The 16,790-nt window shown below is 32.5% G+C and carries 8 protein-coding genes; all 8 read right to left on the minus strand.

The annotated features are described in order from the left end of the window. Position 1 precedes the first annotated feature (1 nt). Positions 2–7,120 (minus strand): BspA family leucine-rich repeat surface protein, encoded by a 7,119-nt coding sequence (locus D6200_RS08790; protein WP_125064405.1) that lies wholly within the window; start codon positions 7,118–7,120, stop codon positions 2–4. Between the two features lie 251 nt (positions 7,121–7,371). Beyond that, positions 7,372–8,922, minus strand: a complete 1,551-nt coding sequence (locus D6200_RS08795) for an AraC family transcriptional regulator (RefSeq protein ID WP_073184204.1) — start codon at positions 8,920–8,922, stop codon at positions 7,372–7,374. A gap of 146 nt (positions 8,923–9,068) precedes the next feature. Next, complete coding sequence (locus tag D6200_RS08800; RefSeq protein ID WP_073184201.1) at positions 9,069–9,638, minus strand: TetR/AcrR family transcriptional regulator; 570 nt, start codon at positions 9,636–9,638, stop codon at positions 9,069–9,071. Between the two features lie 13 nt (positions 9,639–9,651). Then, complete coding sequence (locus D6200_RS08805; protein WP_047790744.1) at positions 9,652–11,052, minus strand: efflux transporter outer membrane subunit; 1,401 nt, start codon at positions 11,050–11,052, stop codon at positions 9,652–9,654. A gap of 2 nt (positions 11,053–11,054) precedes the next feature. After that, complete coding sequence (locus tag D6200_RS08810; RefSeq protein ID WP_047790745.1) at positions 11,055–14,192, minus strand: efflux RND transporter permease subunit; 3,138 nt, start codon at positions 14,190–14,192, stop codon at positions 11,055–11,057. A 15-nt stretch (positions 14,193–14,207) separates the two neighbouring features. Next, positions 14,208–15,329, minus strand: a complete 1,122-nt coding sequence (locus D6200_RS08815) for an efflux RND transporter periplasmic adaptor subunit (RefSeq protein WP_047790746.1) — start codon at positions 15,327–15,329, stop codon at positions 14,208–14,210. Positions 15,330–15,344: 15 nt separating this feature from the next. Then, positions 15,345–15,833 (minus strand): GbsR/MarR family transcriptional regulator, encoded by a 489-nt coding sequence (locus D6200_RS08820; protein ID WP_047790747.1) that lies wholly within the window; start codon positions 15,831–15,833, stop codon positions 15,345–15,347. A gap of 820 nt (positions 15,834–16,653) precedes the next feature. After that, on the minus strand, positions 16,654–16,788 hold the full coding sequence (locus tag D6200_RS15515; RefSeq protein WP_262509482.1) for a hypothetical protein: 135 nt from the start codon (positions 16,786–16,788) through the stop codon (positions 16,654–16,656). Positions 16,789–16,790: the final 2 nt, after the last annotated feature.

Below are 16,790 nucleotides of genomic sequence, written 5' to 3' on the forward strand. Positions count from 1 at the left end.
CTTATCTTTTTAAAACTAAAAACCCTTTTGTTTCTTTTGATTTCCCCTCTGTTGAAATTTTTATACTGAAAAAGTATGTCCCTGCTGGTAACTTATCACCTCCCATACCCGTTAGCTTATTGGCTACGCCTCTAAAAACATTAAATTGATTATCATATTCTTTCATCTGAAAAACCATATCTCCCCACCTATTAAAAACAGTTACTATATTATTAGGATGTTCTTCAATTCCCTTTATTTCCCAAAAGTCATTTACTCCATCACCATTTGGAGAAAAACCGTATTTGGTTTCCCCTACTAAGCTTGCTTCAGTTCTAAAACTAATTTCAGAACACCCATTAGCACTTCCTAGCGAGTTGTATGGAGTTACTAATACATAAACTATGGTGTTCTCTGGTAAATCACTAGTTAAAGTATAATTCGTTCCTGTTACTGACTCGTTGTTTACAATATCGGTTCCACCTGAAGTTGTTCCAATTGACAGGTAATACCCATCGGCATCTGAAACAGTGTCCCAAGTAATTCCAGTACTAACACTAACATTTGTTGCTTTATTAGTTGGAACTGTGATTGTGGTGCAGTTTGGTATAATTGCAACGGTTTCTGTGGTAAAACGAACTTCACCACAGCCCGTTGCTAAGCCCCCCGACTTATATGGTAATACTGATACATAAATTGTTGTATTCTCTGGTAAATCGCTCGTAGGATTGTATGTTGTTCCTATCACTAGCTCATTGTTTACAATATCGGTTCCACCTGAAGTTGTTCCAATTGACAGGTAATACCCATCTGTATCAGCTACTGCGTCCCAAGTAATATTTGTATCGACTGCTACATTAGTTCCTCCATCACTTGGAACTGTAATTGTGGTACAACTCGGTGTGGTTGGTACTATTTCCGTAGTAAAACTAATTTCAGAACATCCTGTAGCACTTCCTACCGAATTGTATGGAATTACCGATACATAAATTGTTGTATTCTCTGGTAAATTACTAGCTAAAGTATAGCTCGTTCCTACTACTGATTCGTTGTTTACAATATCGGTTCCACCAGAGGTTGTTCCGATTGATACATAATATCCATCGGCATCTACTACTGCATCCCAACTAATTCCTGTACTAACACTAACATTCGTTGCTCCATTACTTGGAACTGTTATTGTTGTACAATTTGGTGAGGTTGGTACTATTTCTGTAGTAAAGCTAATTTCAGAACATCCTGTAGCACTTCCTACCGAATTGTATGGAATTACCGATACATAAATTGTCGTGTTCTCTGGTAAATTACTAGCTAAAGTATAGCTCGTTCCTACTACTGATTCGTTGTTCACAATATCAGTTCCGCCTGAGGTTGTTCCGATTGATATATAAAACCCATCTGTATCAGCTACTGCGTTCCAAGTAATATTTGTATCGACTGCTACATTAGTTCCTCCATCACTTGGAACTGTAATTGTGGTACAACTCGGTGTGGTTGGTACTATTTCCGTAGTAAAGCTAATTTCAGAACATCCTGTAGCACTTCCTACCGAATTGTATGAAATTACCGATACATAAATTGTTGTATTCTCTGGTAAATTACTAGCTAAAGTATAGCTCGTTCCTACTACTGATTCGTTGTTTACAATATCAGTTCCGCCTGAAGTTGTTCCAATTGATAGGTAATATCCGTCAGCATCTGCTACTGCATCCCAACTAATTCCTGTACTAACACTAACATTTGTTGTTCCATTGGTTGGAACTGTGACTGTGGTACAATTCGGTGCGGTTGGTACTATTTCAGTAGTAAAGCTAATTTCTGAACACCCTGTAGCACTTCCTACCGAATTGTATGGAATTACTGATACATAAATTGTCGTGTTCTCTGGTAAATCACTAGCTAAAGTATAGCTCGTTCCTACTACTGATTCGTTGTTCACAATATCAGTTCCGCCTGAGGTTGTTCCGATTGATATATAATACCCATCTGTATCAGCTACTGCGTTCCAAGTAATTCCTGTACTAACACTAACATTCGTTGCTCCGTTACTTGGAACTGTTATTGTGGTACAGTTTGGTACACTTACCACTGCATCTCCAGTAGTAAAACTTTCTTCTACACAACCTGTAGCGTCTCCTACATCATTGTATGGAATTATACGAACATAATGTATTCTATTTGCTTGTAAGTCTTGAGTAAAACTATAAGTTGTTATGTTTCCTACATCAATACTATTCATAACCTCTATCCCTCCTTGAGTAGTTCCTACACTTACTAAATACCCGGTTGCTTCTGTAATTTCATTCCAAGAAATATCAGTATTCAACGGAACATTCGTTGATCCATTTATAGGATTCACTAAACTTGTACAACTAGGTACTACTGGAATAAACTCTGTTTTAAAAGACTCTTCTCCACAACTTGTTGCATCTCCTTTATCGTTATAAGGAGTTATAGTTACAAAAATATCGGTGTCTTCTGGTAAATCTACAGGTAAATCGTATGTTGTACTATTACCTACATCAATACTATTAAGAATATCTATTCCACCTGAAGTAGTTCCTACTGTAAGCCTGTATCCATCTGCATTACTTATAACATTCCATTCTAAGTTTGTACTTACAGATATATCTGTACCACCAGCAAGTGGTAAGGTTAAGCTGGTACAATCTGGTACTGTTGATGGAGTTGTAGACACCGTAAAGCTTTCTTCTGCACAAGATCCTACTGCATCTCCATTTTCGTTTGAAGGTACAATAGTAACATGAACTGTTTCTCCTCCTGAAAAATCTGTAGCAAATTCATAAGTGGTGGCATTTACAACAGTTTCATTTATTATGGTTCCAGATGGTTCAATTCTAATTGTTAAAGCATACTCACGTGCATACAAAACAGATTCCCAAGTTAAATTTGTATTTACAGGAACATCTGTTGCTCCATTTAAAGGCGCTATTAACTGTGTACATTCTGGAATAGGACAATCTAAGACATCACCTGTAAAAGACCATCCAAAATTATCAATCATTAATTGTCTTTCTTCTACAGCATCACAATAGGGAAGAGTGTTAGCTCCTATATTTATTCCAGGTGTTAGTGTTTGTTCAGACCATGCAATAAGCGTATTGTCGTAATTTACTCTAGTAAGAGCTGTATTATCTAGCATGTTCTGCATGTTAGTTACACCACTAATATTCCAATCACCTAAATCTTGATTAAAAACTGTAGCGTTATTAAACATAGCGTTCATCGATAACGTATTTAATAACCATTGGTTTAAAGGTTGATTAAACAAACTTGCACCTTGAAACATTCTATCCATGTTCGTTACTGCTGTTGGCCTCCAATTATTCATTGGTTGATTAAAGTTTATTGCACCATTAAACATGTCTTGCATGGTGGTTACTCTCCTAATATTCCAACTTCCAATAGCACCATCAAAAGCTATTGCTGTTTGAAACATGCCTTGCATATTAGTTAGCGATGCTACATTCCAAGAATCTAATGGTCTATTAAAAGACGTTGCTCCTCGAAACATTTCTTGCATAGTGGTTACAAAAGATACATTCCAATTATTAATATCTTGATTAAATGCAGACGCTCCATGAAACATTTCAGCCATTGTTTGTGCTTCGCCTGTATTCCAATTCCCTAAGGGTTGGTTAAATATTTCTGCATTCTTAAACATTGCTTCAAAGTTTGTTACTACAGAAACATTCCAGTTTTCTAACGGACTATTAAAAGCAACAGCTTCTTCAAACATCGAAGGCATTAAGGTTACTGAACTTACATTCCAAGAATTTAATGGTTGATTAAAAACTGTGGCTTCTTGAAACATTTGACTCATGTTAGCAACAGCACTTACATCCCAAGAGTTTAATGGCTGATTAAATGCTTCTGCTCTTCGGAACATACCTGACATATTAACTACTGAGTTTACATCCCAAGAATTTAATGGTTGGTTAAACATTTGAGCATTGTAAAACATTAAACTCATGTTCGTTACATTGGTTACATTCCAACTATTTATATTCTGGTTAAAGTCTCTAGCGCTTTGAAACATGCTCTCCATGTTAGTAACCTTAGATACGTTCCAATTACCTAATGGTTGATCGAATACATATGCGCTTTCAAACATCGAAGTCATGTTTGTAACAGCACCTACATTCCAAGAGTTTAAAGGTTGGTTAAAATCAACACATCTCTGGAACATTTCAGACATATCTGTAACATTACTTACATTCCAATTATCAATATTTTGGTTAAAAGCCATGTTTGAAATAAAACCATTAAACATTTCAGACATATTGGTAACATTACTTACATCCCAATTATTAAGTGGTTGGTTAAATGCTTCTGCTCTTTCAAACATGCTACTCATATCTGTAACACTACTTACATTCCAGTTATTAAGGTTCTGATCAAATACTTCTGCATTTTGAAACATACCTCCCATATCTGCAACATTTCCTGTGTTCCAATTTCCTATGTCTTGATTAAACTCTAAAGCTCCACCAAACATATAATTCATATCAGTAACATTACTTACATCCCAATTATTAAGTGGTTGGTTATAAATTGAAGTTCCACTAAACATACCACGCATGTTAGTTACACTACCTACATTCCAATTATTTATGTTTCCATTAAATTTTCTACATGAGCTAAACATTCTTTCCATATCTATTACATTGCTAAGATTAGGAATATCTGTAGCATTGTACTCCATATTTCCACAACCATAAAAAGCTTCGTTCATACTTTCCCAAACTTGATTACCCCACTGGTCTATAAATAATAATTTATGAGAATCACCTACATACTCATGCTTAGGAGAAGGAAAAACGCCTATAATACTTACGGTATAAATACCTGGGGTAAGATATGTGTGTGTAATATTCCCTGTTACATTATGATTGTACTGTCCATCTCCCCAATCTATAGAATAGTTATAAGTAAGATAGTGTGGGTAGCCTGAATTTGTTTCTATTTCTAATTGATTCGTAGGACTAGTATAACTTAATACTTGTATGCTTGTGTCATAAGTAAGCTTGAATGCATCTGGGCTATTTACCCAACTTTCTATTACTGTAAAACTAATTTCTTGGCAACCTGTAGCTGGTCCTTCATCGTTATACGGAACAACTGTTACATATACAGTATCTCCTGCTATAAATTCATTGGTAAAGTCCACTCCTACAACATTTCCTACATCTTCATTATTATATATAACCTGTGAAGTCGCTCCGTTTTCTCTTCTTACACTAATTCTATATCCTGTAGCATTAGGAGCTGGATTCCAACGAATATCACTGTTTGCAGGCACTTGCGTGTCACCTGCTTGCGGCATTGTTATTTGAGTACATAATACATAAGAACAGTTTACAATATCTCCTGATATAGTCCACCCGTTATTATCAATTAAACTTTGTCTTTGGTTTAATGCATCACAATAATTTAGATTCGTCACCCCTAAATCAACATTATTTTGAACTGTTTGAGCATTCCAAGCTATAAGAATATTATCATAGTTTTCTTGAGAAATACCGCTATTCGATAACATGTTTGTCATGTTTGTAACACTAGATATATCCCAGACTCCTATGTCTTGGTTAAATGAAGTAGCTTGATTAAACATATAAGACATGTTTCTAGCATTTCCTGTTTGCCAACTGCTTATATCTTGGTTAAAGGACGTAGCTCTATCAAACATATATTGAAAATCAGTGATATTACTTACATCCCAAGTATTTAAAGGTTGGTTAAAAGCTTCTGCTCGTTGAAATATGTTGCGTATATTAGTAATATTGCTCACATCCCAAGTATTCAATGGTTGATTGAAAGCTTCTGTTCTTTCAAACATACTTTCTACATTGGTAACCTTGCTAACATTCCACAAACTAATATCTCGATTAAAAACAGTGGCGCCTTCAAACATTCCTCTCATCGTAACAACATTACTCACATCCCAGCTGCCTAAAAGTTGATTAAAACCTGAGTTATCTCGAAACATATAGCTCATATCAGTAACATTACTTACATCCCAATTACCTATAGGTTGATTAAAAACTGCTCCCCAAGCCCATCCATCAAACATACCTGACATATTTGTAACATTACTTACATCCCAGTTATTTAAAGGTTGATTAAAGGTTCTGTTTCTAAAAAATAGCTTAGACATGTTTGTTACATTACTAACATTCCAACTATTTATGGGTTGATTGAATTTAGATTGACTAAACATTCCCGCCATTGTTATAACACTACTTACATCCCAGTTATCTATTGGACTATTAAAGCTAGAATCTTTAAAAGTGTTACTCATATTAATAACATTACCAACATTCCAATTATTCATTGGCTGATTATATGCACTTGTATCGTAAAAGGCTCCTTCCATATTAACAACATTAACTACATTCCAGTTATTAATATTTTGATTGAACTTACGGGCTCTATATAAAAAGTTTTCTAAAGTAGTTACTGCTGATGTGTTCCAGTTATCTAATGGTTCGTTGAATTCCCTTGCATTATAAAAAGTGTAAGACATGTCTATTATACTAGATGTGTCCCATTGATCTAAAGGTCTATTAAAAATTTCGCAATTCATAAATAACCCTGAAATATTAGTTATGGTGCTTACATCCCAATTATTCATAATACCATTAAACAATGAGCAATCTCTAAAAGCATTTTGTAGGCTAGTAGCTTGACTTAAATTTGGTGGAGTAATAGCATCAAAATTTAGATTTGAACATCCATAAAATGCGCTTTCCATACTTTGCCATTGAATAGTACCCCAAGACAAGATTTCGATAATTTTGTCAACGTCTCCAGTATTATTAAAATAAATTGCAGGAAACGTTCCGCTAATGCTTACGGTATAAGTTCCTTGTGCGGCATAAGTATGGGTAATGTCTCCTGTTACGTTTGAATCAATATTTCCATCACCCCAATCAACGGTGTATGAATACGTGTAAGCTGAATTCGTTGGGATGCTTATTTCATTAACTCCAGAAGAGCCAGTACTAATATTTGCCGTGTTCCATAAAGAAGTGAACGACTGCGAAAACAATTGACTACTTAAAATTAAAAAAAGTACTACTAAACCACTTCTTAAAAATTTACCTATTAATGCCTTCATTCTTTTTAATATAATTTTTAACACTTCTATTTTAATCAAGCTTTTTTACATACTACATAAAGTAAGAACTACCCAGCCATTAAATATTGGTTTGATAGGTGTTGTTTGTTTGGTGATATTACCAACTCAAACTGAATCTTCATATATAAAATAAAAGCTAAGTATTACTTAATAATATCGTTTATATTAAGTAATGAGGCGCAAGATATAACCGTTGATTGTTATAGAAGTATCATTCTATAGAGTGGAACCTAATTTATTAGTTTTTTTCGATACTCTGATGGGGTATAACCTGTTTGTTCTTTAAACACACGGTTGAAAGTAGTTTTACTTTTAAAACCAGAATCGTAAGCAACAGCGAGTATTTTGTGGTCTTTGCTTGTAGATAATTGTAACATTTTCTTGGCTTCTTTAATTCGATATGAATTGATGAGTTGATAAAAATTCTTGTCAAATTCAAACGAAAACACTTCAGACAAATGATGACTGCTTAGTGATAATTTTTTAGCAAAACTTGCTTGAGTTAAGTTATGGTTTAAGTATATTTTTTCTTCTTCAATTTCCTTTAATATTTTTTGTTTGTAAGAGCTTCTATCTTCTTTTGATAATGAAGAATTTTTATATTTTTCTTGGATTACTTTTACTTCTTTTGTTTGCTCTTTTATTTCTTCAATAGCACTTTCTTCTTCATTCTTTTTTATATAAATCCAAAATAACCCACCTAAACCAATCATACATAACACACTAAACCACAAGGTTGTTTTTTGTTGGTCTGAGAGTAAAGCTTCTGTATTTTCTTGTGCTGAAATAGTTTCTTCTTTTGCTTTAATTTCTGCCTTTAGCTCTTCTGTTATCGCTTTTTTTTGATTCTTAAGAAAATTTATTCGACTCTCATTATATTTCTTTTCTGTATTTAAGTAAGCTGTCGTTTTGTTTAATTTTTGATATATCGTAGTCAAGTTTTCATAACATATCATTTCAATTTCTTCTATACTTTTTTCAGAAGCTATGCTTAACGCTTGTTTTAAGTATTTTTCTGCTTCACTATAAAACTCTAGTTTTAAATTTGCGACTCCTAAATTAACTAAAAGCCATGCTTTTACCCTAGTATTTTTCTCAAAAGACTTGTATTTTGTTGCTTTGTTTGCTGTTTCAATAGATTTTTGATACGCTCCTAATTTATAATAGGAACTACTAATATGGTTTAAGGATGTTAAAATGATATTTTCATTACCTGTTTCTTCTCCTATTTCTTTTACTTGTTCTGCATATAGTAATGATTTTTCTTCTTTATTTAAAGCTGAATAACTTATCGATAATCCGTTCAACGCAGCCATTTTTATTAACTTTGGTTTTTCAGTATAGGCTGCTTGCTTTAACACCATCTTCATGGTTTCTATACTCTTTTCATAAAGTTCTACATTATTATATATATTTCCTAAGTTAACTAACACAACAGTTTCAGCTTGTTTGCTTTCTGGTATCGTTTTAGCAATAGCTAATGCCTCTTTATACAGTGCTATACCTTCTACATATTTTGTTTGCATGTTTAAGCTTATTGCCTGGTTAACCATTGCTTTTACTTGTAATGCTTTCAGGTTATTCTTTTTAGATATATTGTATAAAGAGTCACTATAAATTTTATGAAGCTTATAATTTCCTTCTGTATAATTTTCTTGTAGTTTTTCTAAATAATTCTCTGCTTTTTTTTGAATATTTAAGAACTGCAATCCTGTTTTATCCTGGCTATAAAACAAAGTTGTAATACTAAGTAATAAATATGTAGTTATTTTTTTTAACAATTTCTGTTACTTTATTACAAAAATACGTCAAAAATACTTTTTCTTTTTCCATCTATAAATCATTTTTTCAATACAAAAAAGTGTCTTGTAGATATGATAACATACTACACGACACTTTTCATCAAAAACCACAAAAATTTATGTTCTTATTTGCTAGGCTTTAAAGAGTTTAAATTATTTATAATCATATATTCAAGTAAGACTTCTCTTGGGTAATTTTTAAATAAGTTGTCAGCATTAAACAATCTCCCTTCTAAATTACTTAGATACAATTTACTAAATAGCTCAAGATCTACATCTTTCCTTATTTCTCCGTTTACTTTAGCCTCTTCTAGTAAATTTATCACATCTTTAGATACAACATTCTTCGTTACTTCTATATAGGCATCATAGGCATTGGGATAGTATTTTTTTAATCCAAAAATAAAAGAAGGTTTAAACTTTATTACGTATTTAAAAATTACCTCATATATTTCTATTATTTTATTTAATGCTGATTTATCAGATTTTAAAATAGGTTCTATATCAATTTTAAATTCATTTATTAATTCTTTGATACTTTCAATTATCAATTCTTCTTTTGAAGAAAAGCATGCATAAATAGTTTTTTTTGAAATTCCAAGTAACTCAGCTATTTCATCCATTGTAGTATGCTTACTACCAAATGCTATAAATTTTTCTTTTGCAACATTGATAAGTTTTTCCCTATTATTCATAATCAACCCTACTTTATTTCCATCCTCCTCCTAAAGCTTTATATATATTTACTGTACTTAATAATTGATTTAATTTGTTATTTATAACGTTTATTTCTGCGTTCAAAACTCTTTCTCTTGCTGTTAATAAATCAAGATAATTTGCATACCCATTTTTTAACAATTCCTCAGAGTTAGTTTCTGCTCTTCGTAAAGCTTCAACCTCATTTTGTCTGTATTCAAACTTCTCGGTTTCAGCATTATAATCGAAAAGTGCATTTGAAACCTCATTCCCTGCTGTTAACAAAGTCTTTTTGAAACTTAACAATGCTTGTTCTTGTTGTGCCTTAGCTACATCGTGCTGCGTTTTTATTTTTCTTTGATTAAAGATAGGCTGTGTTAAGCCTCCTATAATATTAGCAAATAAGGAATTGGTACTTAGTAATTCATCTAAATCTAAACTCTGAAAACCACCTGTTGCAGTTAAAGTTAACGATGGATAGAAATTACTTTTAGCAACATTTGTCATTTCAAAAGCATTAATTAATCCATATTCAGCAGCCATTACATCTGGCCTGTTTCTTAACAAAATAGTAGGAACACCTAGTTTTATAGTAACATCTAACTCTTGTTGTGAAAGTTTACTTCTTTTAACAACTACTGATGTTCTTCCTAATAGCAAGTTTAAGGCATTTTCTGTTTTAAAAATAGAAGCTTCTAAATCTACCTTTAACGCTTTTGCATTGTTATATTGTGCTATATTTTGGTCTACAGCTACTTGATTAACCTGACCTGCTTCTTTTAAAGCTTTAATAGTATTTACACTACTCTCTCTGGTTTCAATAGTTTGTTCAGTAATTTCTAATTGAGCATCTAAAGCTACTAACTGATAATAGGTAGTTGCTATTGCTGAAACTAATTGAGTTTTTACTGCTTGGTGAGCAGCTACACTTTGTAAATATGCTGCTTTTCCTGCTCGTTTATTACTTCGTATTTTACCCCATATATCAGCTTCCCAAGAAAGGTTTCCTGTAATTTCATATTGATCTATACTACCATTAAAAAAAGATCCAAACTGACTGTTTTTTGCTAATTCTTGATGTGTAGCTTTTGCTCCTACACTTAAAGTAGGTAAATACCCTGCTTTACCTTGTTTCATGTAAGCTTCAGCAGCAGCCATTTGTTGTATGGCTACACGGATATCTAAGTTATTCTGAAGTCCTTCATCAATGTATTCTTTCAAATGAGCATCAGTAAACATATCTTTCCAAGACACATCTGCCATTGAGATACTGTCTTTTGGTAAATTATCTGTTCTATACAAATGTTCTGTTTCTTTTAACTCAGGTCGCACATAATCCTTCGCTACGAAACAACTTTGTAGGGTTGTAGCCATAATGACTACAACCAAAGTTTTATTTAAAATAAATTTCATAATTAATCTTCTTTAATTTCAACAACAGCTGGTTTACTTGATACTTTTTCTTGTAACCATTGGAATATTACAAATAATACAGGAATAACAAATACCCCTATTAAAGTACCAATTAATAATCCTCCTGCAGCACCGGTACCGATAGAATTATTCCCTTCAGCTCCTACTCCTTTTGCTAACACTAATGGTAATAACCCTAGAATAAAGGCAAAAGAAGTCATTAAAATAGGTCTTAAACGTACTTTTGCTCCCTCAATAGCAGCATCGTATAAGCTATTTCCTTGCTTACGACGCTGTATTGCGAACTCTACAATAAGAATCGCATTCTTAGCCAACAATCCTAGTAACATAATTAAAGCTATTTGGAAATAGATGTTATTTTCTAACCCTGCTAAATATGTTGTATAATATGCTCCTGCTACCCCAATTGGTAATGATAAAATTACTGATAGTGGTAATAGATAACTCTCGTATTGTGCTGCTAATAAGAAATACACAAACAGAATACTAATCATAAAAATAATGGTAGATTGTCCTGATGATGCTATCTCTTCTCTAGTGATTCCAGAATAAGCAACACTATATCCTTCTGGTAAATTATTTTCTGCTAAACTATTTATTTTAGTAATTGCGTCTCCTGTACTGAATCCTGGTGTGATTCCTCCATTTACTGTTACTGAATTGAACAGGTTGAAACGATTAACTGTTTGTGGTCCATATACACGTTCTAAACTAACAAATTGAGAGATTGGTGTCATTTCTCCACTTGGTGTTTTTATAAACATGCTATTTAAGCTTTCTTCATTTATTCTGTCTTCAGGCAACGATTGTACGAAAACTCTAAATTGTTTTCCAAATCTACTAAAGTCAGCTGCATAATTTCCTCCAATATATCCTTGTAAAGCTGAAAGGATAGCACTTGTTGATACTCCTGCTTCTTTAGCTCTTTCTACATTTATATCTAGTTCTAACTGAGGGAATCCAGTGTCAAAAGAGTTAGAAGCAAACGCTATTTCTGGTTGTTGATTTAACAAACCAACAAATTGTTTGGCTGTTGCATCCATTTCTGTTAATGGTTTGGCTGCACGATCTAGTAATCTCATTTCAAAACCGTCTGCACTACCAAAACCTGGTACACTTGGTGGGGTAAAGAAAATAATGTTTGCATCTGGTATCATAGCTGCTTTACCAAAAAGTTGACCTACTATACTTTTAACTGATTCAGCATCACTTTCTCTTTCACTCCAATCTTCCAGAATAATAAAGCCCATTGCGTACGAACTTCCTTCTCCTGAGAAAAAGTTTCTTCCACTAATAAACGATGCCCCTTTGATTCCTTCTATTTCTTTAATACTTTCATATAACTTTTCTGTTACTTTATACGATCTATCTAAAGAAGAACCTGCAGGTAATTCAGCATTCATAAAGACTACACCTCTATCTTCCGAAGGTACAAATCCTGTAGGTATCGTATTACTTGCCCATACAATAGCCAAAACACTTAACCCTAAAATACCTGCTGTTACCCATTTGTGCTTTACTAAAAACCCTAAAGATTTAGTATATTTATTAGTTACCGCATTAAATCCTGCATTAAATGCATCATAAAATCGCTGTAATAGTCCTTTTTTCTTGTGAGTATCGTTATGTGGTTTTAATAGTAATGCGCTTAAAGCTGGTGTTAGTGTTAGTGCGTTTACTGCTGAAATTAAAATAGCAACCATTAGTGTTACCCCAAATTGCTCATAGAATACTCCTGATGGACCTTGTATAAACGTAATTGGTACAAAAACCGCCACCATTACTAACGTAATAGACACAATAGCACCACTGATTTCACTCATCGCTGAAATTGATGCTTTTTTTGCACTTTCTGCTCCATCTTCCAGTTTAGCATGCACCGCCTCTACTACTACAATAGCATCATCTACCACAATTCCAATTGCTAAAATTAAAGCGAATAGGGTTAATAAGTTGATAGAGTACCCAAATAGATTTAAGAAAAAGAAGGTACCAATAATTGATACTGGAACCGCTATTGCGGGTATTAAGGTAGACTTAAAATCTTGTAAGAAGATAAATACTACTACAAACACTAACAAAAAGGCTTCTATTAAAGTACTTTTTACTTTGTTTACAGATGCTGTTAAGAATTTATTGGTATCATAATTAATAATGTAATCTAATCCTTCAGGAAAATCTTTCTTTAAATCTTCTAGTTTTACATAGATGTTTTCAATAATTTCTTGTGCATTAGATCCAGGTGTTTGAAAAACACCAAAGTTAAGTGCTGGATTCCCGTTTGTACGTGATAATGACGAATATGAAAATGCATCTAGCTCTACTTTTGCTACATCTTTAACACGTAAAAACTGCCCATTCCCTAGAGCTTTTACAACAACGTTTTCGTATTCTTTTGCAGTTTTGTATCGTCCTTTATATTTAATTACATATTCAAAAGACTCTCCTGAGTTTTGTCCTAAAGACCCAGCTGCTGCCTCTAAACTTTGTTCATTAATCGCTGCAATTACTTCTCTAGGTTCTAACTTATAAGATGCCATTTTTGCTGGGTCTAACCACACTCGCATCGAATAGTCTTTTGCCCCAAACACGTTTACTGCTCCTACCCCTGATACACGTTGTAATTCTGGTTTTACGTTTATATTTAAGTAATTTTGAATAAAAACATCATCATACTCAGGATTTGTAGAGTAAACTGCAGCATATAATAATGCTGAGTTTTGTTGTTTTGCTGTAATAACTCCTGCTCTTGTTACCTCAGAAGGTAATAACGCATTGGCTCTAGCGACTCTGTTTTGTACGTTTACAGCTGCAATATCTGGATCATATCCCTGTTCAAAGAAAACTTGAATACTTGCTGTACCTGTATTACTTGCAGTAGAAGTCATGTAGGTCATTCCTTCTACTCCGTTTATTTGTTCTTCTATAGGAACAATAACACTTTCTAAAATTGTTTCGGCACTAGCTCCTGGATAAGAAGCAGTAACCTGCACCGTTGGTGGTGCAATATCTGGATATTGCGTTACCGGTAATTGTGTTAATGACAGTACTCCTAATATTACTATAATAATAGAAATTACTGTAGAGAGTACCGGACGCTCTATAAATTTTTGTAACATAACTGGTTTTATTAATTATTTAAATACCGTATCGAATGAATTTACTATGCTATCTAAAGGCGTAGGAATAGGTTTTATTTTTGCTCCAGATCGAACTTTATTTAAGCCTTTAGCTAAGATTGTTTGTTCTGTTGTTAACCCTGATTTTACTACATAAAGCTTTCCTATTTGGGCTTCAACTTCAATAGTTTTTTCTGCCAAAGAATCATTATTTACGATATAAACATATACCTTACCTTGACGCTCAAATGTAGATTCTGATGGTATAACCAACGCATCATTATGCTCTTGAGGTATTAAAATTGTACCACTACTTCCATTACGTAGCAAACCTGCTTTATTATCAAATTTTGCTCTAAAACTGATAGTTCCTGTTTGCTGATTTATATCACCAGCAATGGTTTCAATGGCTCCTGTTTGCTCATACTCTTTACCATTAGCTAATAATAATTTTACTGGTGGTAACTTTTTTATTTTCTCATCCATTGTCTCTCCTTCAGCGGAAGAGATAAAGTTTAAAAACTCTTTTTCATTCATAGAAAAATATGCATATACATTTTTTATAGAAGCTACTTTTGTAAGTGGCATTGCACTTTGTGCACTTACCAAAGCACCTTTTCTATAATTAATTGAACCTACAAACCCGTTTACAGGACTTTTTATATTTGCGTAGTTAATATTAGCTATAACACTATTATATGTACTTTTAGCCTGTGCCAAATTAGCTTTTGCCGTTTCTAATTGTACTGGACTAATAATATTTTTTTCTACTAATGGTTTTAGCTTATTAACTTCTACTTGTGCTGTGTTTACAACTGCTTTTGCCGCTTCAGCATCTTGACTTAATGATTGCGTTTCTAACTTAAACAACAATTGTCCTTGTTTAACCTTTTGACCTTCTTTTACCAAAACGTTTTTTACATATCCAGAAACTTTAGGTCTTATTTCACTATTTACTTCTCCTTCAATAGTTACAGGATATTGTTGGTAATTTGTTATTGATTTTTTTGCAACCTTTACTACTGGAAAAGGTAGCGTTGGCATTTGTTGTTGTTTTTGTTGTTGTTTTTCACAACTTGTAAAAAATAATGCAACAATGCTAAGAATAGCAATACCGTATATGTGTTGATATTTCATTTTATGTATATATAGTTATTGTTTGTGGTTTATAATTTTTTCTTTTAATTTAGTTACAGACGCAATTGCTCCATCTAAAAACTCAATAAAACTATCGTGGAAATCAAGATCAAATCTATCTTCTTCTTTTAGAGTTTTGTTAATGTCTTCTTTGTATTCTTTAACTTCTATGTGTAGTTCTTTTTCTCCTTCCCACTCTTCTATCATATTACTTATTCCTTTTAGCATTGTATCGCTATTTAGAATAAAGTATTTTTTTCTATCGCCTGTTTTTGTAAAGTAACTTACTTGTTTTAAACCTTGTAAATGATTAAGGTGTGTTGAAATTGTGCTTTTACTAGCACAAAGACCAGATACTAAATCTTCAAAGGTTGCTCCTTGTTTTCCTGTTAAAATAATATGTGAAAGTATTCTTGCTGCAACTGGGGCTAACTGTTCTTTTTTTTCTAAAAAAATTCCCAATTTCTCTACCAATTCACATTTTTTCTTTTCTACTTGATTCATCTCCATAAAAAATTTGCATGCAAAAATAACTTCAGTTCGGAACAAACCGAACTAATCGAAGTTAAAAAAATGTTAATACATTCTTAATACACTTTCCTTTATTCTATCATCTCTATTTTCAAAGCTTACAAAAGCTACTAACAAACTCTCTTTCTTTTGTTTATAATATTTTTTTTCACTATCTTCACAAAAGATCTAAAAGAAATTTATTATGATGTAATTAAAAGTTATAATTTTTTCTCCCCTTAAAGTTAAAATACTGTTGACTGTTAATAATGCATTATTAACTGTTGTAAACTAGGTAAGCTTTTTTAAGTTTTACTGAGAATATGTTTAAGCTATTTTTAATTTAAGTCTCTCGTGTTATGATTATTTATTTTTTTTCTTATTCAAAAGGTTAGCTATAATTAAACTATTAGTTTTTCCTTAATCCATATTCCACATACTGCTATACTAATAATTAACTATACAGTTACTTTTAAGATTTTCATTAACCTGAAATTCATAAGTAATTATTATTTAGAATTATTAATAGCTCTATAAAAAAACCTGAATTACTATTTGTTGTATTAGTAAATAAAAACTAAACATGTTTACTAAACTACAAATCGCATAATACTATCCTTGCTTACCAACCACTAATTAAAGCTTGATAGTTATTTATAACACCTAACTAGTCAACTATTATGAAAAGAATTACTCTAACGTATTTACTCTTACTAAAAAATTATAAAAGATTCAAATTTGTTGAATTAATATTATTGCTCTTAGTATTATCCTCTTTTGTCAAAAAAGAAAATTCGAGTAATAATAATATTAATTATTCTCCTCCCATTACTGTTCCCTGTAATACCGATGCTCCTATTGCTATCTCTTCATCTAGTTTCACTGATTTAACTGTAACTGAAAATACTAATGGACTTTGTTTATTGGGTTGCGGTATTTCAAACCTCAACA

This window comes from Tenacibaculum mesophilum (genome assembly GCF_003867075.1).
Lineage (GTDB): Bacteria > Bacteroidota > Bacteroidia > Flavobacteriales > Flavobacteriaceae > Polaribacter > Polaribacter mesophilus.

What these genes read in the sequence shown, in the direction of transcription:
- D6200_RS08790 (WP_125064405.1), bottom strand. Translation starts at nt 7,120, where the DNA reads ATGAAGGCATTAATAGGTAAATTTTTAAGAAGTGGTTTAGTAGTACTT.
- D6200_RS08805 (WP_047790744.1), bottom strand. Translation starts at nt 11,052, where the DNA reads ATGAAATTTATTTTAAATAAAACTTTGGTTGTAGTCATTATGGCTACA.
- D6200_RS08820 (WP_047790747.1), bottom strand. Translation starts at nt 15,833, where the DNA reads ATGAATCAAGTAGAAAAGAAAAAATGTGAATTGGTAGAGAAATTGGGA.
- D6200_RS08815 (WP_047790746.1), bottom strand. Translation starts at nt 15,329, where the DNA reads ATGAAATATCAACACATATACGGTATTGCTATTCTTAGCATTGTTGCA.
- D6200_RS08800 (WP_073184201.1), bottom strand. Translation starts at nt 9,638, where the DNA reads ATGAATAATAGGGAAAAACTTATCAATGTTGCAAAAGAAAAATTTATA.
- D6200_RS08810 (WP_047790745.1), bottom strand. Translation starts at nt 14,192, where the DNA reads ATGTTACAAAAATTTATAGAGCGTCCGGTACTCTCTACAGTAATTTCT.